The sequence below is a fragment of the Rhizobium sp. R634 genome (genome assembly GCF_002211305.1).
Taxonomy (GTDB): Bacteria; Pseudomonadota; Alphaproteobacteria; order Rhizobiales; family Rhizobiaceae; genus Rhizobium.
Window position 1 is genome coordinate 405,205 of sequence record NZ_LOKW01000025.1, and the last position, 23,818, is coordinate 429,022.

The 23,818-nt window shown below is 62.6% G+C and carries 28 protein-coding genes; 16 read left to right on the forward strand and 12 right to left on the reverse strand.

The window, feature by feature from the left end:
* Positions 1 to 6: 6 nt before the first annotated feature.
* Positions 7 to 960, reverse strand: coding sequence for a site-specific tyrosine recombinase XerD (gene xerD, locus ATY77_RS24910; RefSeq protein ID WP_088689254.1), 954 nt, complete (start codon positions 958 to 960; stop codon positions 7 to 9).
* Positions 961 to 964: 4 nt separating this feature from the next.
* Complete coding sequence (locus ATY77_RS32975) at positions 965 to 1,141, reverse strand: hypothetical protein (RefSeq protein ID WP_088677634.1); 177 nt, start codon at positions 1,139 to 1,141, stop codon at positions 965 to 967.
* Positions 1,142 to 1,289: 148 nt separating this feature from the next.
* Here ATY77_RS32975 and ATY77_RS24920 point away from each other — a divergent pair, with 148 nt between their 5' ends.
* Genes ATY77_RS24920 through ATY77_RS24930 form a run of 3 tightly spaced genes read left to right on the forward strand, consistent with a single transcriptional unit; the run spans position 1,290 to position 4,317 of the window.
* Positions 1,290 to 1,880, forward strand: coding sequence for a shikimate kinase (locus ATY77_RS24920; protein ID WP_088689255.1), 591 nt, complete (start codon positions 1,290 to 1,292; stop codon positions 1,878 to 1,880).
* Positions 1,877 to 3,010, forward strand: a complete 1,134-nt coding sequence (gene aroB, locus ATY77_RS24925; RefSeq protein ID WP_088689256.1) for a 3-dehydroquinate synthase — start codon at positions 1,877 to 1,879, stop codon at positions 3,008 to 3,010. The genes ATY77_RS24920 and aroB overlap by 4 nt, the downstream gene beginning before the upstream one ends.
* On the forward strand, positions 3,007 to 4,317 hold the full coding sequence (locus ATY77_RS24930) for an HlyC/CorC family transporter (RefSeq protein WP_088689257.1): 1,311 nt from the start codon (positions 3,007 to 3,009) through the stop codon (positions 4,315 to 4,317). The genes aroB and ATY77_RS24930 overlap by 4 nt, the downstream gene beginning before the upstream one ends.
* A 48-nt stretch (positions 4,318 to 4,365) precedes the next feature.
* Here the strand turns inward: ATY77_RS24930 and ATY77_RS24935 are convergent, their stop codons facing one another.
* The gene (locus ATY77_RS24935; protein ID WP_190237698.1) at positions 4,366 to 4,650 is read right to left on the reverse strand and encodes a BolA family transcriptional regulator; all 285 of its coding nucleotides are present in this window, start codon (positions 4,648 to 4,650) and stop codon (positions 4,366 to 4,368) included.
* A 102-nt stretch (positions 4,651 to 4,752) separates the two neighbouring features.
* On the opposite strand from ATY77_RS24935, the gene ATY77_RS24940 reads away from it, so the two are divergent.
* From ATY77_RS24940 to ATY77_RS24960, 5 genes are all read left to right on the forward strand, one after another.
* Positions 4,753 to 5,370, forward strand: a complete 618-nt coding sequence (locus tag ATY77_RS24940) for a J domain-containing protein (protein WP_085779650.1) — start codon at positions 4,753 to 4,755, stop codon at positions 5,368 to 5,370.
* A 306-nt stretch (positions 5,371 to 5,676) separates the two neighbouring features.
* A complete protein-coding gene (gene cobS, locus ATY77_RS24945) occupies positions 5,677 to 6,669 on the forward strand; it encodes a cobaltochelatase subunit CobS (protein WP_088677638.1) in 993 nt (330 codons plus the stop codon).
* 12 nt (positions 6,670 to 6,681) lie between these two features.
* Positions 6,682 to 8,583 carry a cobaltochelatase subunit CobT gene (cobT, locus tag ATY77_RS24950; protein WP_088689258.1) on the forward strand — a complete coding sequence of 634 codons (1,902 nt, stop codon included), beginning with the start codon at positions 6,682 to 6,684 and terminating at the stop codon, positions 8,581 to 8,583.
* 24 nt (positions 8,584 to 8,607) lie between these two features.
* Positions 8,608 to 9,633, forward strand: coding sequence for an esterase-like activity of phytase family protein (locus tag ATY77_RS24955; protein ID WP_088689259.1), 1,026 nt, complete (start codon positions 8,608 to 8,610; stop codon positions 9,631 to 9,633).
* Between the two features lie 62 nt (positions 9,634 to 9,695).
* Positions 9,696 to 10,262 (forward strand): AAA family ATPase, encoded by a 567-nt coding sequence (locus tag ATY77_RS24960; RefSeq protein ID WP_088689260.1) that lies wholly within the window; start codon positions 9,696 to 9,698, stop codon positions 10,260 to 10,262.
* Between the two features lie 12 nt (positions 10,263 to 10,274).
* Here the strand turns inward: ATY77_RS24960 and ATY77_RS24965 are convergent, their stop codons facing one another.
* The gene (locus tag ATY77_RS24965; protein WP_088689261.1) at positions 10,275 to 10,910 is read right to left on the reverse strand and encodes a VUT family protein; all 636 of its coding nucleotides are present in this window, start codon (positions 10,908 to 10,910) and stop codon (positions 10,275 to 10,277) included.
* Between the two features lie 110 nt (positions 10,911 to 11,020).
* The gene (gene rpmB / locus ATY77_RS24970; RefSeq protein WP_008527777.1) at positions 11,021 to 11,317 is read right to left on the reverse strand and encodes a 50S ribosomal protein L28; all 297 of its coding nucleotides are present in this window, start codon (positions 11,315 to 11,317) and stop codon (positions 11,021 to 11,023) included.
* Between the two features lie 241 nt (positions 11,318 to 11,558).
* Between rpmB and ATY77_RS24975 the strand changes: the two genes are divergently transcribed.
* Both ATY77_RS24975 and ATY77_RS24980 read left to right on the forward strand, forming a co-directional pair.
* The gene (locus ATY77_RS24975) at positions 11,559 to 12,338 is read left to right on the forward strand and encodes a DUF3108 domain-containing protein (protein ID WP_088677643.1); all 780 of its coding nucleotides are present in this window, start codon (positions 11,559 to 11,561) and stop codon (positions 12,336 to 12,338) included.
* Between the two features lie 30 nt (positions 12,339 to 12,368).
* A complete protein-coding gene (locus tag ATY77_RS24980; RefSeq protein WP_088689262.1) occupies positions 12,369 to 13,259 on the forward strand; it encodes an EamA family transporter in 891 nt (296 codons plus the stop codon).
* Between the two features lie 2 nt (positions 13,260 to 13,261).
* On the opposite strand, the gene ATY77_RS24985 is transcribed toward ATY77_RS24980, so the two are convergent.
* Both ATY77_RS24985 and gloB read right to left on the reverse strand, forming a co-directional pair.
* Complete coding sequence (locus ATY77_RS24985; protein WP_088689263.1) at positions 13,262 to 13,684, reverse strand: cupin domain-containing protein; 423 nt, start codon at positions 13,682 to 13,684, stop codon at positions 13,262 to 13,264.
* Positions 13,684 to 14,454, reverse strand: a complete 771-nt coding sequence (gene gloB, locus ATY77_RS24990) for a hydroxyacylglutathione hydrolase (RefSeq protein ID WP_088689332.1) — start codon at positions 14,452 to 14,454, stop codon at positions 13,684 to 13,686. Before gloB ends, ATY77_RS24985 begins: the two co-directional genes overlap by 1 nt.
* Before the next feature lie 53 nt (positions 14,455 to 14,507).
* Here gloB and ATY77_RS24995 point away from each other — a divergent pair, with 53 nt between their 5' ends.
* The 4 genes from ATY77_RS24995 to ATY77_RS25010 all read left to right on the forward strand — a co-directional run bounded on the left by ATY77_RS24995 (position 14,508) and on the right by ATY77_RS25010 (position 17,824).
* A complete protein-coding gene (locus tag ATY77_RS24995; RefSeq protein WP_088689264.1) occupies positions 14,508 to 15,284 on the forward strand; it encodes a class I SAM-dependent methyltransferase in 777 nt (258 codons plus the stop codon).
* Between the two features lie 92 nt (positions 15,285 to 15,376).
* Positions 15,377 to 16,474 carry a histidinol-phosphate transaminase gene (gene hisC, locus ATY77_RS25000; protein ID WP_190237699.1) on the forward strand — a complete coding sequence of 366 codons (1,098 nt, stop codon included), beginning with the start codon at positions 15,377 to 15,379 and terminating at the stop codon, positions 16,472 to 16,474.
* Entirely contained in the window at positions 16,471 to 17,397 is a 927-nt protein-coding gene (locus ATY77_RS25005; RefSeq protein ID WP_088677648.1) for a prephenate/arogenate dehydrogenase family protein, read from the forward strand. The genes hisC and ATY77_RS25005 overlap by 4 nt, the downstream gene beginning before the upstream one ends.
* A gap of 7 nt (positions 17,398 to 17,404) precedes the next feature.
* Entirely contained in the window at positions 17,405 to 17,824 is a 420-nt protein-coding gene (locus ATY77_RS25010; RefSeq protein ID WP_088689266.1) for a GNAT family N-acetyltransferase, read from the forward strand.
* A 12-nt stretch (positions 17,825 to 17,836) separates the two neighbouring features.
* Here ATY77_RS25010 and ATY77_RS25015 read toward each other — a convergent pair whose 3' ends face one another.
* Positions 17,837 to 18,853: a DUF2125 domain-containing protein gene (locus tag ATY77_RS25015; RefSeq protein WP_088689267.1), complete on the reverse strand. Its 1,017-nt coding sequence runs from the start codon at positions 18,851 to 18,853 to the stop codon at positions 17,837 to 17,839.
* 49 nt (positions 18,854 to 18,902) lie between these two features.
* On the opposite strand from ATY77_RS25015, the gene ATY77_RS25020 reads away from it, so the two are divergent.
* On the forward strand, positions 18,903 to 19,433 hold the full coding sequence (locus ATY77_RS25020) for a gamma-glutamylcyclotransferase (RefSeq protein WP_088689333.1): 531 nt from the start codon (positions 18,903 to 18,905) through the stop codon (positions 19,431 to 19,433).
* 104 nt (positions 19,434 to 19,537) lie between these two features.
* Here ATY77_RS25020 and ATY77_RS25025 read toward each other — a convergent pair whose 3' ends face one another.
* The 4 genes from ATY77_RS25025 to ftsE all read right to left on the reverse strand — a co-directional run bounded on the left by ATY77_RS25025 (position 19,538) and on the right by ftsE (position 22,888).
* Positions 19,538 to 20,335: a 1-acyl-sn-glycerol-3-phosphate acyltransferase gene (locus tag ATY77_RS25025; RefSeq protein ID WP_088689268.1), complete on the reverse strand. Its 798-nt coding sequence runs from the start codon at positions 20,333 to 20,335 to the stop codon at positions 19,538 to 19,540.
* Positions 20,336 to 20,438: 103 nt separating this feature from the next.
* Positions 20,439 to 21,155, reverse strand: coding sequence for a YdcF family protein (locus ATY77_RS25030; protein ID WP_190233741.1), 717 nt, complete (start codon positions 21,153 to 21,155; stop codon positions 20,439 to 20,441).
* Positions 21,156 to 21,222: 67 nt separating this feature from the next.
* Positions 21,223 to 22,236 (reverse strand): ABC transporter permease, encoded by a 1,014-nt coding sequence (locus ATY77_RS25035; protein ID WP_088689269.1) that lies wholly within the window; start codon positions 22,234 to 22,236, stop codon positions 21,223 to 21,225.
* On the reverse strand, positions 22,229 to 22,888 hold the full coding sequence (gene ftsE, locus ATY77_RS25040; protein WP_088677654.1) for a cell division ATP-binding protein FtsE: 660 nt from the start codon (positions 22,886 to 22,888) through the stop codon (positions 22,229 to 22,231). The genes ATY77_RS25035 and ftsE overlap by 8 nt, the downstream gene beginning before the upstream one ends.
* Positions 22,889 to 23,094: 206 nt before the next feature.
* On the opposite strand from ftsE, the gene ATY77_RS25045 reads away from it, so the two are divergent.
* Complete coding sequence (locus tag ATY77_RS25045; protein WP_088689334.1) at positions 23,095 to 23,745, forward strand: hypothetical protein; 651 nt, start codon at positions 23,095 to 23,097, stop codon at positions 23,743 to 23,745.
* The last annotated feature ends 73 nt before the right edge of the window (positions 23,746 to 23,818 follow it).

Below are 23,818 nucleotides of genomic sequence, written 5' to 3' on the forward strand. Positions count from 1 at the left end.
CCGGTCCTATTCGTGCTTTTTCGCCTGTTTGGCAAGGGGGTGATGCGTCTGGACGAGCTGCTGCAGCCTCTCTTCGAGCACATGCGTGTAGATCTGTGTGGTCGAAATGTCCGAATGGCCGAGGAGTTCCTGCACGACGCGCAGATCGGCGCCATTGGCAAGCAGATGGCTTGCAAAGGCATGGCGCATGACGTGCGGCGAGATCATCGAGGGCGTCAGACCGGCGCGGATCGCAAGGTTCTTGAGGTCGCGGGCGAAAACCTGGCGCGGCAGATAGCCTTCCTTGGAGGCGGCGGGAAACAGCCAGGGGCTTTCCTGCGGATCCCTGGCCGCGGCGTTTTCCGCCGCCATCAGGCGCCCGTAGGATTTCAAGGCCGATATCGCCGATTGCGACAGCGGCACCAGCCGCTCCTTGTTGCCCTTGCCGCGGATCATCAGGAAGCGGCCTTCCTGGTCGAGCACGCGGGCCGGCAGCGAAACCAGCTCGCTGACGCGCATCCCGGTCGCATACAGCAGCTCCAGCAGCGCCAGCATGCGCAGGCGCTGCAATTGGCCGGGAGCCGGATCGTCGGCCTCGGCCTGCGCTTGCGACAGCAGCCGGCCGACCTCCTCGACGCCCATCGTCTTCGGCAGGGGGCGGCCTTTCTTCGGCGCGTCGAGAATGCCTGTGGGATCGTCGGTGCGAATGCCTTCGGCATAAAGGAACTTGTAGAATTGCCGCATCGCCGCAAGCCGGCGGGCCTGCGAGGAGGGTTTGAAACCCTGGCCGGCGAGCGAGGAGAGATAGGCGGCAAGATCGGCAGAGACGGCTTCGGTCAGGCGCACGTTTCTGCCGTTCAGGAACGAACGGACATCGTCGAGGTCGCGCTCGTAGGATTGCAGCGTGTTGGCGGCTGCGCCGCGCTCGGCGCTCATCATCTCCAGAAAGGATTCCACGTGGACGCGGCTGAGATCCCTCATGGCGTCATTTCCTGCTAGGATCGATCGTGCCCGTCGGAGGCGGGTTGACCCGCTCGGACGGAATGCGGATCGTTACGTCGCGCGGCTCGGGCTCGACGAAGGTCACAAGCGCCCACATCGCTCCGTAGACCGTCCCGGCGATGATCGCGCAGAAGAACAGGAAACGGAACAGGGTCGGCATCCGGCAACTCCTTCATGCTGTGCTTCTGTTATAAGAAGCGTGTTCGCAAGTGCAAGAAGCGCCATTCAAGCCATGATTCCCTTGTCCGCGACTTGACGCTCCACCTGCATTTGTCGATACGGTTTGCAAACAAAGTGTGAATGGACCGATGAGTGAACCACTGCTGACCGTTGCTGACAGCCTGAAAGACAGAGCTCGCGCCGCGCTCGGTTCACGCAATCTGATCCTCGTCGGCCTGATGGGTGCGGGAAAATCCGCAGTCGGGCGCATCGTCGCCAGCCAGCTCGGCATCCCCTTCATCGACAGCGACCACGAAATCGAGCGAGTGTCGCGCATGACGATCACCGAGCTTTTCGCAGCCTATGGCGAGGAAGAGTTCCGGGCGCTGGAAACGCGGGTGATGAAGCGGCTCTTGAAAGGCGGACCGCGGGTCGTCTCCACCGGCGGCGGCGCCTTCATCAACGAGCGGACGCGCAGGCATATCAAGAAGGGCGGCGTCTCCGTCTGGCTGAAAGCGGATCTCGACGTGCTCTGGGAACGGGTCAACAAGCGCGACACGCGGCCGCTGCTCAAGACCGAAAATCCGAAACAGACGCTCGAAAACCTGATGAACGCGCGTTATCCGATCTATGCGCAGGCTGACCTCACCGTGCTCTCGCGCGACGTGCGCAAGGAAATCATGGCCGACGAGGTGCTGAATGCCGTGATCGAAGCCCATAAGGAAAGAGCAGCCTCATGAATGCGATAAGCTCCGCTCCCGCCGTCCAGACGGTGCACGTGCCGCTCGGCGAGCGCGCCTACGATATCCTGATCGGTCCGGGGCTCATCGCGCGCGCCGGCGCCGAGATCGCCTCGCGTCTCAAGGGGCGCAAGGCGGCCATCGTCACCGACGAAAATGTCGCGCCGCTTTATCTCAAAGCGCTGGTCACAAGTCTCGATGAAGCGGGCATTGTCTCGGCCGCGGTCGTCCTGCCGGCCGGCGAGAAGACGAAGAGCTTCGAACATCTAATGACGGTCTGCGACAAGGTGCTGGAAGCCCGGGTCGAGCGCAACGATTGCGTCATTGCGCTCGGCGGTGGCGTCATCGGCGATCTCACAGGATTTGCCGCCGGTATCGTCCGGCGCGGCGTGCGCTTCGTGCAGGTGCCGACCTCGCTGCTGGCGCAGGTCGATTCCTCGGTCGGCGGCAAGACCGGCATCAATTCCCGCCACGGCAAGAACCTGATCGGCGTCTTTCATCAGCCGGACCTGGTCCTGGCCGACACGGACGTCTTGAATACGCTGAGCGAGCGCGAATTCCGCGCCGGTTACGCCGAGGTGGCGAAATATGGGCTGATCGACAAGCCGGATTTCTTCGCCTGGCTGGAAACGAACTGGAAAGCCGTCTTTTCGGGCGGCCCTGCTCGCATCGAGGCGATTGCCACAAGCTGCCGGGCCAAATCCGACGTCGTCGTCGCCGACGAGCGCGAGAACGGCCAGCGGGCGCTGCTCAATCTCGGCCACACTTTCGGCCATGCGCTGGAAGCGGCGACCGCCTATGACAGCCGCCGGCTCGTGCATGGCGAGGGCGTTTCGATCGGCATGGTGCTGGCGCATGAATTCTCCGCACGGATGAACCTTGCCAGCCCCGACGATGCGCGCCGCGTCGAGCGGCATCTGAAGGAGGTCGGCCTGCCGACCCTGATGTCCGACATTCCGGGCGCGCTGCCGCCGGCCGAAACGCTGATGGAGGCGATCGCGCAGGACAAGAAGGTCAAGAGCGGCAGGCTCACCTTCATCCTGACGCGCGGCATCGGCCAGTCCTTCGTCGCCGACGATGTTCCGGCCTCCGAGGTCGTCAGCTTTCTCAGGGAAAAGCACGCCCGATGACAATCGAAGGCGCTCTGGAATTTCTCGCGGCATATTGGCCGGAGATTGTTTCGATCGCCGCGCTCGTGCTCCTGTCGGCCTTCTTTTCCGGCTCGGAAACCGCGCTGACCGCCGTGTCGCGCAGCCGCATCCATACGCTCGAAGCCAATGGCGACGAACGGGCCGGCCTGGTGCGCCAGCTGATCGAAAGGCGCGACCGGCTGATCGGCGCGCTGCTCATCGGCAATAATCTCGCCAACATCCTTTCGTCGTCGATCGCCACCAGCCTCTTCCTCGGCCTGTTCGGCAGTTCCGGCGTGGCGCTGGCGACGCTCGCCATGACGGTCATCCTGGTCGTCTTCGCGGAAGTGCTGCCGAAGAGCTGGGCAATTTCGACGCCGGAACGCTTCGCGCTTGCCGTCGCGCTTCCCGCAAGGATCTTCGTCGCCGTCGTCGGCCCGGTGTCCTCCTTCGTCAACGGGGTCGTACGGCGGATCCTGGCGCTCTTCGGCATCAATCTGTCGCGGGAGGTGTCGATGCTGACGGCCCATGAGGAATTGCGCGGCGCCGTCGATCTCCTGCACCGCGAGGGATCGGTGGTGAAGGCCGACCGCGACCGCCTCGGCGGCGTGCTAGACCTCAGCCAGCTGGAACTGTCCGATATCATGGTCCACCGCACCAAGATGCGGGCGATCAATGCCGACGATCCGCCGGAAGCCGTGGTGCGCGCCATTCTCGAAAGCCCCTATACGCGCATGCCGCTGTGGCGCGGCACGATCGACAACATCATCGGCGTCGTGCACGCCAAGGATCTGCTGCGGGCGCTGGCCGAGCCGAACATGGAACCGCACAACCTCGATGTCGTGAAGATCGCGCAGAAGCCGTGGTTCGTGCCCGACAGCACCAATCTCGAGGACCAGCTCAACGCCTTCCTGCGCCGCAAGCAGCATTTCGCCGTCGTCGTCGACGAATATGGCGAGGTGCAGGGCATCGTGACGCTGGAGGATATTCTCGAGGAAATCGTCGGCGATATTTCCGACGAACACGATATCGAGATGCAGGGCGTGCGCCAGGAGGCGGACGGTTCCGTCGTCGTCGACGGCGGCGTGCCGATCCGCGACCTGAACCGCGCGCTCGACTGGAACCTGCCCGACGAGGAGGCGACGACGATCGCAGGCTTGGTCATTCACGAATCCATGACCATTCCCGAAGAGCGCCAAGCCTTCACTTTCTACGGCAAGCGCTTCGTCGTCATGAAACGGGAGAAGAACCGGATCACCAAGCTGCGCATCCGTCCGGCGGGAGAAGACGGCGCGAAAGCACCCTGATGCCGCTTGGATTGCCGGCGATGCCTACCCACATAGGCTGCGGTGCTGCTACCAGCGGGTCTGTTCGTCAGGTGCTGCAGGTTCGACCGCCAGCGCATGCAGGCCGGCATCGAGTTCGGGTTTCAACAGCTCGGTAATTGCCCGGTGGCGCGCCAGCCGCGACATGCCGGAAAATTTCGCCGAAACAATCCTCACCCGCATATGAGTTTCGCCGGTGCCCGTGATATCGGGCTGATGGCCGGCATGAAGATGGCTTTCGTCGATGACGCTCAGGCGTTCGGGGGCGAAGGCTTCGACGAGTTTTTCTTCGATGCGGGTCCTAAGGGTCATCATCCGGTCTTGTTGCTTCGCGAAAAGGGTTCCCACCAAGCCAGCAACATTCCTGTTTGTCAATTCTTGTTGTCGCATCGCGGCAGCCCCATAATTAGCGCCGCCATGAGACTCGATTCCAAATATTTCGACCGCATCCGAACACGCCGCAAACGCGAGCAGGAGACAGAGCAGGCGCCGCCTACCTGTCAATGGGATGGCTGCGACAAGAAAGGTGCGCATCGCGCTCCGGTTGGGCGCAACGCCGAAGGTCAGTTCTTTTTGTTCTGCTTCGAGCACGTCAAGGAATACAACAAGGGCTACAATTATTTCTCCGGCCTTTCCGATGGCGAGATCGCCAGGTATCAGAAAGAGGCGATCACCGGCCACCGGCCGACATGGACCGTCGGCGTCAATAAATCCGCCAAGGACAGCCCGCTGCATTCCGAAGTCCGCTCCGGCGCCTATTCGCGCGTCCGCGATCCCTTCGGCTTCGTCAAGGAAGGCGGCAAGGGCAGCGGGCCGCGCTTTCCTCAGGCGCGCAAGCTGAAATCGCTGGAAAGCAAGGCTTTCGACACGATGGGTCTCCATGCCAACGCGACCTCGGCGGAGATCAAGAGCCGCTACAAGGAACTGGTCAAGAAGCACCATCCGGATGCCAATGGCGGCGACCGCGGCTCGGAGGAGCGCTTCCGCGCCGTCATTCAGGCCTATCAATTGTTGAAGCAGAACGGTTTTTGTTAATTCCCGTCCTTGCTCTTGGGCTTCAATCGGGTATGGTCCAAATCGGCTGAGGCCGCAGGCGAACGCGGCTCCTATTTGCGTGTTTACCCATCGCCTCCGCCGACCTTCCGGACGCGGCGTTTCTTGTCCGGGACTCTCTCAAGAATGCTCGCACGCGGTCATTATCCCGCCGAGGTTTCGTTTCAGTCCCGGAGAAGTATCGCCGACGTTCCGACCTGGACGGGCGCGGAATAAAATCGCGGCGTCACGGTTGCGACATGGCCTGAGACAGTATGGCCGGGTGGCATCACCCGCCTTGGAGACATGATGAGCAAGATCGACCTCGATATTTCAGAACTGCCCGACACCACCGTTTCGGTCCGCGAGACCTTCGGCATCGATTCCGACATCCGCGTTCCCGCCTACAGCAAGGGCGACGCCTATGTGCCTGATCTCGACCCCGATTACCTCTTCGACCGCGAGACGACGCTCGCCATTCTCGCAGGCTTCGCGCATAACCGCCGCGTGATGATCTCCGGCTATCACGGCACCGGCAAGTCCTCGCATATCGAGCAGGTGGCGGCGCGGCTCAACTGGCCTTGCGTGCGCATCAACCTCGACAGCCATGTCAGCCGTATCGATCTCGTCGGCAAGGATGCGATCGTCGTCAAGGACGGTCTGCAGGTCACCGAATTCAAGGACGGCATTCTGCCCTGGGCCTATCAGCACAATGTGGCGCTCGTCTTTGACGAATATGATGCCGGCCGCCCCGATGTGATGTTCGTCATCCAGCGCGTGCTGGAATCTTCCGGCCGCCTGACGCTGCTCGACCAGAGCCGCGTCATCCGGCCGCACCCGGCCTTCCGCCTGTTTGCAACCGCTAACACCATCGGCCTCGGTGATACCACAGGTCTCTATCACGGTACGCAGCAGATCAACCAGGCGCAGATGGACCGCTGGTCGATCGTGACGACGCTGAACTACCTGCCGCATGATCACGAAGTGAATATCGTTGCCGCCAAGGTGAAGAGCTTGGGCAAGGACAAGAACGGCCGCGAGACGGTTTCCAAGATGGTCCGCGTCGCCGACCTGACGCGTGCTGCCTTCATGAATGGCGACCTCTCGACCGTCATGAGCCCGCGTACCGTCATCACCTGGGCCGAAAACGCCGAAATCTTCGGTGATCTCGCCTTCGCCTTCCGCGTCACCTTCCTCAACAAGTGCGACGAGCTGGAGCGCCCGCTGGTTGCCGAGCATTATCAGCGCGCCTTCGGCGTCGAGCTGAAGGAAAGTGCCGCCAACATCGTTCTCGGAGCCTGAGACCGACCGATCATGGCAGCTCGCGGTGACAATTCGAAAGCAAAGCCCGGTGCGCCCGTCGACGTCGAGCCGTTGCGCCGGGCGATATCAGGTTGCGTACGCTCGATCGCCGGCGACGGCGATGTCGAGGTAACCTTCGCCAACGAACGGCCTGGAATGACCGGCGAACGTATCCGGCTGCCGGAGCTTTCCAAGCGGCCGACGACGCACGAGCTCGCGGTCACCCGCGGGCTTGGCGATTCCATGGCGCTGCGGCTCGCCTGCCATGACGAGAAGGTGCATACGACGATGGCGCCGCAGGGCTCGGACGCCCGGGTGATCTTCGATGCAGTCGAGCAGGCGCGTGTCGAATCGATCGGTGCGTTGCGCATGGAGGGCGTGGCGGCGAACCTGCGCTCCATGACGGAAGAGAAATATTCCAAGGCGAATTTCACCGGTATCGAGCGCCAGGAAGATGCGCCGATCGGCGAAGCCGTTGCGATGATGGTGCGTGAGAAGCTGACCGGTCAGCGACCGCCCGCTTCCGCCGGCAAGGTGCTCGACCTCTGGCGCGGCTTCATCGAGGACAAGGCGGGCTCGGAGCTCGACAACCTGTCGGAGGCGATCAACGACCAGCAGGCTTTCGCCAAGGTCATCCGCAACATGCTGTCGGCCATGGAAATGGCGGAGGAATACGGCGACGACGACAGCCAGGCCGACAATGAGGACCAGTCGGAGCAGGAAGATCAGCCGAGCGGCGACGAGCAGGACCAGGACGAGGTCGACGAGGATGCCGGCACCGATGCCGCCCCCGTGGAAGACAGCGAGGTCGCCGACGAGCAGATGGAGGACGGCGAGACCGAAGGCGCCGAAATCTCTGACGACGATATGATGGAAGAGGGCGAGGACGATTCGGAAACGCCGGGCGAGACCCGCCGTCCGAACACGCCTTTCGCCGATTTCAACGAAAAGGTCGATTATCACGTCTATACCGAAGAGTTTGACGAGATCATCACCGCCGAGGAGCTTTGCGACGCCGCCGAGCTGGAGCGCCTGCGCGCCTTTCTGGACAAGCAGCTGGCGCATCTGCAAGGCGCGGTCGGCCGCCTCGCCAACCGACTGCAGCGCCGCCTGATGGCGCAGCAGAACCGCTCCTGGGATTTCGACCTGGAGGAAGGTTATCTCGATCCGGCCCGGCTGCAGCGCATCATCATCGACCCGATGCAGGCGCTTTCCTTCAAGATGGAGCGCGACACGCAGTTCCGCGATACCGTCGTCACCCTGCTGATCGACAATTCCGGCTCGATGCGCGGCCGGCCGATCACGGTTGCCGCCACCTGCGCCGACATTCTCGCCCGCACGCTGGAGCGCTGCGGCGTCAAGGTCGAGATCCTCGGCTTCACCACAAAGGCCTGGAAGGGCGGGCAGGCGCGCGAAACCTGGCTGGCCGGCGGCAAGCCGCAGACGCCGGGCCGCCTCAACGACTTGCGCCACATCGTCTACAAATCCGCCGACGCGCCGTGGCGGCGGGCGCGGGCCAATCTCGGGCTGATGATGCGCGAGGGCCTGCTCAAGGAAAATATCGACGGCGAGGCGCTGATCTGGGCGCATAATCGCCTGCTCGCCCGCCGCGAACAGCGCCGTATCCTGATGATGATCTCGGACGGGGCGCCGGTCGACGACTCCACGCTATCGGTCAATCCCGGCAATTATCTGGAACGGCACCTGCGCGCCGTCATCGAGCAGATCGAGACGCGTTCGCCTGTGGAACTGCTGGCGATCGGTATCGGTCACGATGTGACGCGTTACTATCGCCGCGCCGTGACGATCGTCGATGCCGATGAGCTTGCCGGCGCGATGACCGAGCAGCTTGCCTCGCTCTTCGAAGACCAATCCGCCCAGCCGCGCGGCGGCCGGCTACGCCGTGCCGGCTGACGCCGCTGGAAGGAAACGCGTGGAATGACGGTCAAGCGCCTCTGCCGCGCGGCTTTGGTTGCCTTCTGCCTCGCAGCGGGCGCTTCTTCGTCGTCAGCCGGTGAGGACGTGCCGGTCATTAGCCGGCAAATTACAGATTTCAGGATCGGATCATCGGAGACGAAATTCGGCTCGCTGGAATTTCTCGGCGGGTTGGAGATGGTTTCCAGCCGGGCGCTGTTCGGCTCGCTTTCCTCCATCCGTTTCCAGCAGGACCAGAAACATTTCATCGTCGTGCTCGATACCGGCCAGTGGCTGACCGGCAGCATCGAACGCGACGCCAAGGGCAGGCTTTCCGGTCTTGCCAATGTCGAAATCACGCCGATGAAGAACCGCTCGGGGAAGAGCTTCGAGGGCAAGGGCCACATGGATGCCGAGGGCCTGGCGCTTGATGGCGATAGAATACTGGTCTCCTTCGAGCAGGAGCATCGCGTCGATGTCTACCCCGATCCCGGCTTTGCCGAATCGGGCGCCATCGCCACGCTGCCGATGCTCATCCCGCGGAAGATGCTGAGTGACAATCGCGGCATCGAGACCATCACCGTGGCGCCCGCATCCAGCCCGCTCAAGGGCGGCGTGGTGATCGTCTCCGAGCGCGGCCTCGACAGCGAAGGCAACCGGATGGCGGCCATTCTCAGCGGGCCGCTGAAAGGGCGTTTTTCAATCGAGCGTGATGGCAGCTTCGATGTCACCGACGGCGCCTTCTTGCCGAACGGCGACCTGCTGCTGCTCGAGCGCCGCTTCAACATGGCGGAGGGCATCGGCATGCGGCTTCGGCGCATCAAAGGCGCCGATATCCGGCCCGGCGCCGTCGTGAGCGGCGAGCTCCTGCTCGAGGGCGATTTCAACTCGCAGATCGACAATATGGAAGGGCTCGATGCTTTCCAGGCTGCCGACGGCACCACCCATATCATTCTGGTGTCGGACGACAATCATTCGATCCTGCAGCGCAATCTGATGCTGGAGTTCCGGCTTTCGGAAACCGGTGCCAAGCAGGTGTCGTCAGACTGACGTCATATGGCTTGGCTATCTGAGTCAGCGGTCGGTCAGTCAGCAACATTCGGAGGGAAGTCGTGGTGCATATCCATGTCATGGGCGCGTCCGGCTCCGGCACGACATCGCTCGGCCTTGCGCTTACCGAAAGGCTCGATATCGCCCACCTCGACACCGACGATTTCTTCTGGCTGCCTACCGATCCGCCGTTCACGACGCCGAGGGAGGCCGGTGAACGCATCCGGCTGCTCCTCGATGAGACGGCGCGGCATGACGGCTGGGTTCTTTCCGGATCGGCGCTGAAATGGGGAAGGCCGCTCGAACCGCTCTACGATCTGATCGTCTTCCTCAGGATCGAGCCGGAGCTTCGCATGGCGCGGATCCGCGCACGGGAGGCCGCCCGATACGGCAACAGGATCGGGCCTGGCGGCGACATGGAAGTCAAGAGCGGCGAGTTCCTGGAATGGGCGGCAAGCTACGACACGGCCGGACCGGAGCGCCGCAGTCTTGCGGCGCATGAGCAATGGCTGGAAACGCAGACGGCGCCTGTCCTCAGGCTCGATTCGTCGAGCGAACTAGACGATCTGGCTGCGGAGGTGCTGCTGCACCCGGCTATCGCCGCCGGTGCGGTCCGGCGGCGGCGGTGACTTTCCTAGGCTTTAGCGGGCGCGGACGGGCTGCATCGGCCGCAGCACGTTCATGAGCGCGCCATAGGGCAGCAGCATGACGAGGCCGACGATCATCTTGACGGCGAAATCTCCGATCGCCCAAGAGATCCAGCGCGGAGCTTCCGCTGCGAAGACGCCGAGGATGGGGGCCGATTCGAGCGCGAAAGGTTCGTTCGGGCCGAGGACGACGAAAAGTGCCGCAAAGGAAAGCGAGAAGAACATCACCGTATCGAGCGCCGAGCCGATCAGCGAGCCGACGAGCGGCGCGCGCCACCAGGCCTGGCTGCGTAGGCGGGTGAAGACGGCGATATCGAGCAACTGGCCGGCAAGATAGGCCGAGCCGGAAGCGATGGCGATGCGCGGCACCGAGGTGAAGAAAGAGAGGCCGACGCCGACGACGAAACCAGCAAAGACGACCTTGCGGGCTGCCTGCGGGCCGAACTGGCGGTTGGTCAGATCAGTGATCAGGAAGGCGACCGGATAGGAGAAAGCGCCCCAGGTCAGGATGTCGGCGAGATTGATGCCGGCGACTTCGGCGTTCAGCGGAAACTGGACGAGGAAGTTGGAGGCGACGACGACAAGCGTCATCAGCGCGACATAGGCAATGGTATAGCGGGTCTTCAGCATTTTTTTATCCTGGGTGATGCCACCAGTTGGAGAGACGGACCGGCAAAGCAAAAGGCTTGACCGGTATTATCCGTCAAGCCTTTTGAAACCGTATGAAGAAGGGCAGAAGCTTACGCAGCAGCGGCTTCGGCGGTCTTCTTGACGATTTGACGGCGCAGCAGGCGCGCGCGCATCGACAGTTCGTTTTCGCTTGCCTTGATCAGGAAGGCATCGAGGCCGCCGCGGTGCTCGACGGAACGAAGAGCAGCAGCCGAAACGCGAAGACGATAACGCTGGTTGAGAGCGTCGGAAATCAGCGTCACCTGGCACAGGTTCGGCAGGAACCGGCGCTTGGTCTTGTTGTTGGCATGGCTGACATTGTTACCAGTCAGGACGGCCTTGCCGGTCAATTCGCACACGCGGGACATGGAACACCTATTCTTGTTTTTCTCGGGCCATCGGACTGCCATCCCCGGCAAAACCGGGCTCGCAATCCAACAGGCATGATTGGAAAGTTGCGGTTCTATAGTCAGAGAGCCTGCTCGCGTCAAGCCAAACCTTGGCCTTTCCCGCAATTCTGTCAAAAAGCTGCTGTTTTCTTCCCCTCCGGGCAGGAGTATAGAGCGTGTCGGCAAGGGCTGCCGCGCGCGGTTGGACAAGGCTACACACATGGCTCATTCGGGCAGACGCATTTTCATTTCCGCCATTGCCGCGCTCCTTGCCATACCGGCATCGGCCGCCGAGATCCAGCACCGGACGGTCTACCGGGTGACGCTTGCCGGCCTGCCGATCGCGCGCGCCGCGTTCCTGACGCAGATCGAGGACGATCGCAGCTACAAGATCGCCGGCGACATCAAATCCTCAGGCCTTGCCGATCTCGTCACGACCATCTCGGCAAAGACCAGCGTTACCGGCGTCGTCCGTAACGACCGGCTGCAGGCGCTGAAATATTCGCTCTACTACAAGAAAGGCAAGAAAGCCCGCGTCTACGAGGTCAGCTACCGCAACGGCGATATCATCTCGGCGACGACGACCCCACCGCCGAAGCGGCCGAAGAACTGGATCGACGTTACGCCGCGCGACATGCGCTCGGTGCTCGACCCGATCTCCGGCCTGGTCTTCACTGGGGATACCAAGGTCTGTTCGCAGACGCTGCCGATCTTCGACGGCGAGACGCGCATGGACCTGGTGCTCTCGCCGAAGGGCGACGAGGATTTCTCGACCGACGGCTTCAAGGGCAAGGCGGTCGTCTGCGGTGTGCGCTTCGTGCCGCGTTCCGGCTACAAGAAGGGCCGCAAGGACATCGACTATCTTAGCAAAAGCGACCGCATGGAGATCTGGTTTGCCAAGTCGGATGCGGCAAATGTATATGCTCCTGTCTATGTGCGCATTCCGACCGAATATGGAATGGTGACGATTACCGCCGTCAAATATGGCAGCGTCGGCTGACGGAGCTTTCGCCTCCGTGGAGGAGGACAGGTGAAGCTTCGTGCGACGGCGGTCGGTTTTACCGCAATTCTGATGTGGTCGTTCCTGGCGCTGCTCACCGCGGCCTCGGGAAAGATGCCGCCGTTCCAGCTCTCGGCCATCTGCTTTGCGATCGGCAGTATTCCCGGCATTCTGGCGCTCATCCTCAATCCTTCACGGCTGGCGCTGCTGAAGCAGCCGGCCAAGGTCTGGGCGACGGGCATTGCGGGGCTCTTCGGTTATCATTTCCTCTATTTCACCGCGCTCAGAAACGCGCCGGCGGTTGAGGCAGGGCTGATCGCCTATCTCTGGCCGCTCTTGATCGTCGTCGGCTCGGCGCTGCTGCCGGGAGAGCGGCTGCGCTGGTACCACGTGGCGGGCGCGCTTGCCGGGCTTTGCGGCACCTTCCTCATCGTCGGCCGCAACGGCATCGATTTCGACGGCGCCTATGCCCTTGGTTATGGCGCCGCCTTCCTCTGCGCCTTCACATGGTCCGGCTATTCGCTGCTGACGCGGCGTTTCGACGCCGTCTCCACCGACGTCGTCACCGGTTTCTGCCTTGCGACATCAATCCTGTCCTTGTTCTGCCATCTCGGCCTCGAGGCGACCGTCTGGCCGGAAACGGGCTTCGAATGGATCGCCGTCATCGGGCTCGGGCTCCTGCCTGTCGGGGCTGCCTTCTATGCCTGGGATCACGGCGTCAAGAACGGCGATATTCAGATCCTCGGCGCTGCGAGCTATGCCGCGCCGCTGCTTTCGACGCTGATCCTGACGCTGTTCGGATTTGCCGAACCGAGCTGGCGGATCGCGCTCGCCTGCCTGCTCGTCACGGGCGGGGCGGTGCTCGCCGCTCAAGAAATGTTCCGCCGCAAGGCCCAAGTGAAGCCGGTTGCGGCGCAGTAGCCTCAGCCGCCGGGTTTCCAGCCCGGCGGGGCCATCTCGAAGCTCGAAAATTCGAAGCCGGGCGAGACGGTGCAGCCGACCAGGGTGAAATCACCCAAGGTTTCGGCCGATTGCCACCAGTTGGCGGGAATGATCGCCTGCGGCCGCTCGCCGGCGGAAAGGCTGGTTCCGAGCATCAGGGTCTCGCTCGTCGTTCCGTCTTCCGAGCGGTGCAGCGCCAGCGGTGCGCCGGCATAATAGTGCCAGACCTCGGCCGCGTCATGGACGCGGTGCCAGTGCGAGCGCTGTCCCGCCGTCAGCAGATAATAGATTGCCGTCGAATGGCCGCGCGCGCCTCCCGAGGTATCGCGGAAGGTCTGCACGTACCAGCCGCCTTCCGGATGCGGCTCCATGCCGAGCGTGCGGATGATCTCCTCAGGAGACATCAAAAATTGTCCTTGCGCTTGCGAATCTCGGCAAAGACTTCCTCGTTGGTCTTGCCTTCCATGATCAGGTTGCGGCGGATCGCCGGATCGGCGGCGCGCAGGAAGGGGTTGGTTTCCTTTTCCAGTCCGAGTGTTGTCGGAACGGTGAATTTGCCTTCCGCGCGCAAGGCTTCGATCTCGGCGGCGCGGGTCTTCAGACGCTCATTGTCGGGATCGACCGTCAGCGCGAAGCGGGCATTGGAGAGCGTGTATTCATGGCCGAAATAGATCGCGGTCTCATCCGGCAGCACGGCGAGCTTCTGCAGCGAATGCCACATGTCGGCGGCGGGGCGTTCGAACAGGCGGCCGCAGCCGAGCGCAAACAGCGTGTCGGCGGCAAAGAGCAGCTTGTCGTCGGCGAAGTGATAGCAGATGTGGCCGGCGGTGTGGCCGGGTGTCTCGATGACATTGACCGTATGGTCGCCGAAGAGAAACCTGTCGCCATCGGCCATCGTCCGGTCGAGGCCGGGAATGGCGACCGCCTCGTTGATCGGGCCGATGATCTCGCAGCCGAATTGCTGCTTCAGCGCCAGATTGGCGGCCACGTGATCGGTGTGGTGATGGGTGGTAAAGATATGGGTGATCTTCCAGCCGCGGCGCGTCGCCGCTTCCAGGATCGGCGCTTCCTCGGGAGCGTCGATCGCCGCGGTAAAGCCCGTCTCCACGTCGTGCACGAGAACGCCGAAATTATCGGTACGGCAGAGAAAAACGTCTAATTCCAAAGGTTTCATCTTCAAATAATCCTTTGTCATGCGAGTCTTGCGGGAATGTAGAGGGTCCGGCCTTGAAGTCCAACCGCCCGCTGATAACATTTATCGCAATGCACGCCGATATCGTCGACCTACGTCAGTTCTACCATTCCGATCTCGGCCGTCTTGCCGAGCAATCGATCGCCATGGCGCTCTCCTCGCTCTGGGTGCGGCTGCCGCAGGAGCGTCTGGTCGGCCTCGGTTATGCCGTGCCGTTCCTCGACCGGTTCCAGGCCGATACCGAGCGCACCTTCGCTTTCATGCCGGCCGGGCAGGGTGCGGTGAACTGGCCGATGGGCTCGCTGTCGTCGACGACGCTGATTTTCGATGAGGAGTTGCCGCTGCCGGATTCCTCGATCGACCGGGTGCTGATGGTGCATTCGCTGGAATTCGCCGAAAGCCCGCGCGAGACGCTGAAGGAGCTCTGGCGGGTGCTTGCGCCGGGCGGGCGGTTGGTCATCGTCGTGCCGAACCGGCGTGGGGTCTGGGCGCGCATGGAGCATACACCCTTCGGTTCGGGCCGGCCCTATTCGCGCGGCCAGCTGACGCATCTGCTGCGGGAGACGAATTTCACGCCTGGGGCGACGGCCGAGGCGCTATTCTTTCCGCCTTCCAAGCTCAGGACGATCCTGCGGCTTCGCCGCGCCTTCGAGCGGATCGGCCGGACGCTGTGGCCGGCCTTTTCGGGTGTCATCATCGTCGAGGCGCAGAAGCGGCTCTATCAGGGGCTGCCGGTAGCGGCGCGCGCGTCTCGCCGCGTCTTCGTGCCCGTTCTCGCACCGCATGGTGTGCCGACGACGCGCAGCCGGTGAGCCCGCTCCCGGCTCTCGACAAGAACCACATTCCGCTTTAATGCCACTTGGTCATTTTCCGGAAAATCCAAGGTCGACCCATGAGCGTTGAGATGAGCAAGCCCGTTCCGCGTCCCGGTATTCTCGATATCGCATCCTATGTGCCGGGCAAGGAACATGCGCCGGGTGTTGCCCGCGTCTACAAGCTCTCCTCCAACGAAACGCCGCTCGGCGCCAGCCCTAAAGCGATCGAGGCGGTCAAGGCGGCTGCCGAAAATCTCGGGCGTTATCCCGACGGGCAGGCAGTCGAACTGCGCGAGGCGATCGCGGCCGTGCATGGCCTCAATCCGGCAAACATCCTCTGCGGAAACGGCTCGGACGAACTGCTCGGTCTGCTCTGCCATGTCTATCTCGGCCCGGGCGATGAAGGCATCATCACCGAGCACGGCTTCCTCGTCTACAAGATCCAGATCATGGGCACGGGTGCCACGCCCGTCGTCGTCAAGGAGAAGGACTATACCGTCGACGTCGACGCGATCCTTGCCGCGGTGACGGAAAGGACGAAGATCCTCTTCATCGCCAATCCCGGCAATCCCACAGGCACCTACGTTCCCGTCAGCGAGATCCGCCGCCTGCAGGCCAGCCTGCCGAAACACGTCGTCCTCGTGCTCGATGCGGCTTACGCCGAATATGTGCGCCGCAACGATTACGAAGCCGGCATCGAGGTCGTGTCTTCCAATTCCAACGTGGTGATGACCCGCACCTTTTCGAAGGCCTACGGTCTTGCGGCGCTGCGCGTCGGCTGGATGTATGCGCCCGCGGAGATCGTCGATGCCGTCAACCGTGTCCGCGCTCCGTTCAACTTGAACGCGGCGGCGATTGCCGCGGGTGCCGCGGCCATCCGCGATCAGGCTTTCGTCCAGCAGGCCGTCTCCTTCAACCAGATGTGGGTGGAGACGCTCACGGAGGCTCTCGAAGCGATCGGGCTGAAAGTGACGCCCTCCGTCGCCAATTTCGTCCTCATCCATTTCCCCGACATCGACGGCAAGCGCGCGGCCGATGCCGACGAACTGCTGACGAGCCGCGGTTACATCCTGCGCGCCGTGCGCAGCTACGGCTTTTCCAATGCGTTGCGCATGAGCATCGGTCCCGAAGAGGCCAATCGCGGCGTCATCGCAACGCTGCGCGAATTCATGGGACGTCAGGCATGAGCGTGCTGTTCGACCGGATCGCGCTGATCGGCATCGGCCTGATCGGCTCTTCGCTCGCCCATGACATCCGGCGGCTCGGGCTTACGAAGGAGATCGTCGTCGCCACGCGCAGCGCCGATACGCTGAAGCGCGCGGAAGAGCTTGGCCTCGGCGATCGCTATACGACCTCCTCGGCAGAGGCGGTGCGGGATGCCGACCTCATCATCGTTTCGGTGCCCGTCGGCGCTTCGGAAAGTGTCGCGAAGGAAATCGCCGGGAGCCTGAAGCCGGGCGCGATCGTCACCGATGTCGGCTCCACCAAGGCTTCCGTCATCGCGCAGATGCAGCCGCATATGCCTGACAATGTGCATTTCATCCCCGGCCATCCGCTGGCCGGCACGGAAAAGTCCGGTCCCGATGCCGGCTTCCCCGGCCTCTTCGAAGGCCGCTGGTGCATCTTCACGCCGGTCGCAGGCACCGACGAAATGGCGCTGAAGCGGTTGCGCGGCTTTTGGCAGGCGCTCGGCTCGAAGGTCGACGAGATGGATGCGGAACACCATGATAAGGTGCTCGCGATCGTCTCGCACCTGCCGCATATCATCGCCTACAACATCGTCGGCACCGCCGACGATCTGGAGACGGTGACGGAATCGGAAGTCATCAAGTATTCGGCCTCCGGTTTTCGCGATTTCACTCGTCTCGCCGCCTCCGATCCGACCATGTGGCGCGACGTCTGCCTGCACAATCGCGATGCGATCCTCGAAATGCTGGCGCGCTTCTCGGAAGATCTCGCCTATCTCCAGCGGGCGATCCGCTGGGGCGAGGGCGACAAGATTTTCGAACTCTTCACCCGCACCCGCGCCATCCGCCGCTCGATCGTCCAGGCCGGCCAGGACGTCGACGCACCGGATTTCGGCCGCCCCCACCCGCTGGACAAGAAGTAGCCGCGCGATGGTGGAGGTGGCGAGCGCGAGCCAGGCGGATATCGATTGGCTGGTGCGCGAAGATGCCAATGCGGGCAAGGCATGGATATCGCGATGCGTGGCGCTCGGCGAATATCTCGTGGCCAGGGAGGCCGGCGAGATCGTCGGCTTCCTGCGCTTCTCCCGTTTCTGGGGCAGGGTTCCCTATATGGAAATGATCCGCATCCAGCCTGCCTATCGCCGGTTGGGTGTCGGCACGGCGCTGTTTCTTGCCTGGGAAGAGGCGATGCTGGCCGAGGGCGCCCGCATGCTGATGACGTCGAGCGAATGCGACGAGAGCCGGCCTCAGGACTGGCATCGCCGCAACGGATTTACCGAAACCGGCGCCATCGAGCTGCCCGGTCTGCAATCGGTGCCCGAGGTTTTCTTCATCAAGCACATCGGCTGAAAGCGGAGCCTGTCAGATCGGCGGTATCCGGCCAAGCGGGATGAAGCCGCTGACGGTGGCGTTGCCATGATCGACGACGAGATCGACCGAGACCTTGTCCTTGCCGCCGGCAAGCGACTGCAGGAGCTTCGTCGCCGTGTTAACGGTCGATGCAATGTCGGGGAAGGCCTGTTTCAGGCTATCGCCCCAGGGCCCGAGCTGTTCGATCTCCAGCTTGAATTTTCCGGAGAGAAAACCCTGCTCATCAAAGGAGAAGGGGCCACTGAGCGTCATCACCTTGCCGTCGCCGATATTGGCGACGATGCGGCGCAGCTCGCCGGCGGAGCCGTTGAGGCCGTTCGGATCGCTGCCGTCGATCAGCCCGGCCTTGCCGGCGACGGTGAGATCGATGCTGGCGGAGAATTTCGGGAAGATCTGCGGCCAGTCCTTGATCGCGGTGTTTGCATTCTCCACGGAGATCGCTCCGTCGAGATCGGCTCCGTTCTGGCGCAGATGAATTTCGGTGCGGGCCGCATCGAAGTTGACGGTCTGGCCGGTGAACGAGGAAACCGCCGTCGCCTTCAGGCCCTCGATGACCGTCGAGCTGCGGTCGATGCCTTTCAGCCTGGTTGCGAGGCTCGCCTGGAGGTTCGTCCATTGCGCCGAGATCGTCAGGCCGTTTGTCGTGCGGATTTCGGCCGGCGAATCGAGTTCCCAGACGATATTGCCGGGCGCATAGACTTGGGCTGCCGAGCGCAGTGCGCCGAAGGTGGCAGAGACGCCGTTGACATTGTCGTCAACATCGACCTTGGAGCAGAACAAGCCGATGCGGAAGGGATAGCCGCGGAATTCGATATCGGCGCATTCGCCGCTGACGCCCGCCTGGTCGCGCGGCGCGATCGCTTGCAGCACCGTCGTCTTCAGCGCCGATGCCGCATAGAACCAGCCGCCGGTATAAATCGCGATCGCCAGGAGAATGGCGCCGCCCAGCAACCAGAATTTCTTGCTACTGCCAGATTCGCCGCTGCCGGATCGGCTTGACGCTGCCATGATGTTCTCCAATGGTGAATCGCAAAGTGATTCCGGTCTGGCGTGCGATATGGACGAATTTTGGGTGTTTGGCTACGGCTCGCTGATGTGGAATCCGGGCTTCGAGTTCCTAGAACGGGCAGAAGCTCTGGTGCATGGTTACAGGCGTTCACTTTGTGTGCGCTCCTTCGTCCATCGCGGCACGCGCGACAATCCGGGCCTCGTTCTCGGCCTCGACAGGGGCGGCGCCTGCCGCGGCATGGCGTTCCGCATTGCGCCTGACAAATGGGACGAGGTGATCGATTATCTGCGCGCCCGCGAGCTCGTCACCAACGTCTATCTGGAACGCCGGGTGCGATTGCAGTTTGCCGGCGGCCGCAGGGTGGAGGCGGTGACCTACATCGCCGATCGCGGCCATGAGCAATATGCCGGTACGCTCGACGCGCTTGCGGCGGCGCGGGTGGTGAACGAGGCCAAGGGGCAATCCGGCCCGAACGATGCCTATGTCTTCAATACGCTCGCGCATCTGAAGCAGATGGGCATCCGGGACCATTGGCTGGAACAGGTCGTCGACGAAGTGGAGCGGCTGCGCGCCGCCTAAAGCACGTCGCGATCTTTCAGATTCGCTTCCCGCGCTTTAGGTCTTTATTTTCTCGCATGTCGTTATCGCAAAACCGCAGCACACTTTTGCGCAACATGCTTTAATCACGCCATGGCAGCGTTCAGCTTGCGCAGTTCGGCCAGCCTTTTGACTGCCGTCGGCGGCAAGGGCAGGTGCGGGTTGCGTTCGACGGTATCGATGAGAAGCTCGTCGCTCGCTCGTTCCGTGACTTCGATCAGGTGTGCGAAAAAGGCGTCCGGATCCATGCCCGGCATGATCGGCGGCAGGATCCTCACCTTGAAATGGCCGGGATAACGGCGGATGCTCCGCCGCGGCCAGAAGAGGCCGGGATGCATGGCGATCGGCACCACGGGGATGCCAAGGTCGCGGTACATGCGGGCGATGCCGTATTTATAGACCGGCTCCGCGCCCGGCGGACGACGGGTGCCCTCGGGATAGATGATGAGCTGGCGGCCGGTGGCAAGCTCTTCCTTCGTGCGTTTCAGCACTTCCACCATCACCTTGCCGCGGGCGCCGCGATCGACCGGGATCATGCGCTGCTTCTTGGCATACCAGCCGAAGAGCGGAATCCACATCAGCTCGCGCTTCAGGATGTAGACCGGGTCCTTGAGCCGGGGCAGCAGCGCATAAGTATCCCAGAAGGATTGATGCTTCGGCGCCAGGATGTAGCTGCCGTCTGGCAGGTTCTCCAAGCCCTCGATCTCGAAGGTCGTGCCGACGATCACGCGCATCAGCCAGTGATTGGAGCGCGCCCAGTTTTTCGGGATTTCATAGGCGGTCAGACGCGGCACCACGAAATAATAGGGCGAGAGCACGATCATCCGGATGATGAGGTTGGCATAGAAGATCGTGTTGAAGAGGATGGAACGCAGGGCGATCATGAAATTTTCCCGAGGCATGCTCACGCGACCGGCCTACACGATATTGCCCATCATAAAAAGCGTTTGATGATGCCCCAGAACAGGATTCATTTTAGGTCAGGCCTCAGTCGGCGGCGGAGACGCTGGCCGAGCGCAGCCCGGTGTGGCGGCCGAAGCCGGTAATGTTGCGGGCGCCGGCCAGGAGCACCTTTACATATTCGGCGAGCATGACGCGCATCGCGTTCGGATCGGTAAACCAGTTGCGGGTCTTCAAATCCGAATTGACGACGGGATAGGGGATGAACTCGATGTCGGGATCGACATAGGAGAGTTCGGCGAGGCTGCGCGGCATGTGGTAATTGTTGGTGACGACGAGGACGCTCCTGTATCCCCTCGCATGGATCCAGTTGGAGGCCTCCTCGGCATTGCCGATCGTGTCGATGGCATCGTGGCCAATATCGACGCAGCAGGAGAAGAGATCGGCCGAGCCCTGCGTCATCCTGCGGATCTGCGCCGGCGTCGTCGTCGGGTGGACGCCCGAGATCAGTAGCCGTTTGCCGGCGCCCTTCTGCAGCAATTCCACGGCTTGGTCGATGCGCTGATAGCCGCCGGTCAGCACCACGATCGCATCCGCCTTGGGTTCGGCGGGCGGCTTCAGCGTCGTCACCGAGTCGGCAAAACGCAGGAAGCCGCCGAACACCAGGGCGATCGCCAGCACGCAGGCAAAGCCGCCCCAGCGCAGCAGGCGGCGGATGGGGCCGCGCCGCGGCGGCAGACCCGCCGGGCGCTGAAGCTCCGGGTCCTGCCGAATCGGGTTGCGTGTCGTATGGCCCATGGTCATGAATCGTGATTATACGCTGATTGCGGCGCAGAACAGACGCTGACATGACAAAACGGCATGGTTGCGATCAACTTGCGATGCCGTCAGTCCGTGTCGGGTCCGAACGCAATGTATCGATTTCGTAGATCGTCCGCATGACGGTCAGCCGCGCGGTGAAAGTCGTGAGCAGCGCGATGACGATCATCGTCGCGAAGATGCCGGCATAACCGAGCACGCCAACGGAAAAGGTGCCGAAAAGTGCCGTCGCCTGGTCGGTTTCAGGGGTCGCCAGCGTGCGGCTCTGCCAGAAGCCGGCCGTGGCGAAGAAGAGCGCGGCAAGCGCGCTGCCGATCGCTGAGCCCTTGAGGCTGATCTTCAGGAAATGCTTCTGGAATTCGGTGGCGACGAAGGAGCTTTCGGCGCCGACGAAATGCAGCACTTCGACGATGTGGCGGTTGCCCGACAGCGCGCCGCGCGTGGCGAAGACGACGGTCAGCACCATTGCCGAGAAGACCAGCAGGAGGATGCCGGTGCCGATCAGCACCGTCGTATGCGCCATGGAGACCAGCCGGTCGACCCAGGTGCGGTGGTCGTCGAGGCTCGCCTGCGGGATGCTCTCCTTGAGCAATCCCCTCATCGCATCGAAATCCGGCGGATTGCTCTCGTCGATGGTGATGACGACGAGGCGGGGAACGGGCAGATCCTTGAGATCGAGACCCGGGCCGAGCCAGGGTTCCAGCAGGCGAGCGGTGGCCGCCTCGTCGACGATCTGGCCGCTCTTGGTGCCGACGAAGGTCAAAGCGAGATCGCGTGCCTGCGCCAGCGCCTTTTCCATGTCGAGATTGTCGTCCGGCTTGATCTGGATGGTGATCTCGCGGGAAATCTGGCTCTCCCAGCTTGCCGCGGTCGAGCGCACCATGCTGACGCCGCCGAGCGTCAGGCAGGCGAGGAAAGCCATGATCGATATGACCACCATCAGGGCGTTGCCCTGGATGTTGGAAGGCGGCAGGATCGGCGCCGTCGGGCGCACGCGCATTTCCGGCCGTTTCTGCTGGTTTTGCGCCGGCGCCTTGTCTCGGTCTCTGGATGGGGGCTCAGTCATAGATATCGAGGTGCCCTCCCGAAAGGATCATACGGCGGGCTTCCACTTGCTCCATTAGCGCCAGATCGTGAGTGGCGATCACCACGGCGGTGCCGAGCCGGTTGAGCTCAAGGAAAAGATTGAGCAGGCGCCGTGCCATGGGTGGGTCGACATTGCCGGTCGGCTCGTCGGCGAGCAGCACTTCCGGCCGGTCCATCAGCGCCCTGGCGATCGCGGCACGCTGCTTTTCCCCGCCGGAAAGCACGGGCGGCAGGACGTTGATGCGTTCGCCGAGACCGACCCATTTCAGGAGTTCGATGACGTCGGTCTTGTAGGAGCTCTCCTCCTTGCCCCGCACCCGTAAGGGCAAAGCGACATTCTCATAGGTGGTGAGATGGTCGAGGAGGCGGAAATCCTGGAAGACGATGCCGACGCGGCGGCGCAGCAGCGGCAGTTCGGGGCGGGGGATTTCGGAAATGTCGCGCCCGAACATGCGGATCAGGCCGCGCGTCGGCTGCAGCGACATGAAGAGCAGCCTGAGCAGCGACGTCTTGCCGGCGCCCGATGGGCCCGTCAGGAACTGAAAGGATTTCTTCGGAATGTCGAAGGTCAGGTCCCGGAGGATTTCCGGGCCCATGCCATAGCGCAAACCGACATTCTCGAAGTGGATCAACGGGCAGCTCAGTCTGTTCTTGGTTTCACCGCGCGACTTGTTAACCAACACCGTTAACAGCCGGTAAATTTTGCCGGAAAGACGCCCGTTTGATGGCAATCTTTGCGAAGCATTAACCATTAAAATTTACGACTGAGGAGGATTCGTTTCAATGCCAAGATTTCGACCGGCATCGAAACCATGTGGACATCTGCGAGGCAGCCACCATGGAAGCATCCTCCTTCAGCCGCCGGACACCGGGCCAGGCCTATGATTTCCTGCCGCCGGAACCCGCACGCCGCCAATACCGCACGGCACGCCCTGCCGATATTTCCGACGCCGAGTTCGTCACGGTCGGCAAAGTCCGGCCAAGGGAATTCAACGCAAGGACTTATAACGACAATCGCAGACGCATGGCCGCCGCAGCCGGTGCGCAGCCGACGCTTCTACCAATAATGGCTTCGGCTCTGCGGAGCGCGGAATCCTGGCTGCAGCGCGCGTCGCTACGCAGCTTCGCAGTCTTGGTGCTGGGCCTTGCCGTGCTCGTCTTCGGGCTTGCAGGCGGCTTTTCAGGCCTTTCCGCCGAGGGGGCCGCCTCCGGAGCGCCGTTGCATTTCACCCATGTGACCGTGACGCCGCGGGATGCCAACGGCATGCGCGTGCTTGATATCAACGGCATCATCGAAAACGAAAGCGGCACCACGCAGACGGTGCATCCGATCCGCGCCGATCTCGTGACCGACGAACGGCTGACAGCAAGCATCGTCATCGAACCGCCCGCCGACGTCGTCTATGCCGGCCAAAGCCGGGGTTTCTCGGCCCGCGTCCAGCATGCCGGCGGCAAGATGCCGGAGGTCAGGCTTTCCTTTCTGCCATAGCGCCGCGGGAGGCGTGACGGCCGGCTTACGGCCGCAAGTCTGCATGAATCGCGTTAATTTCATGCCGAGCGAG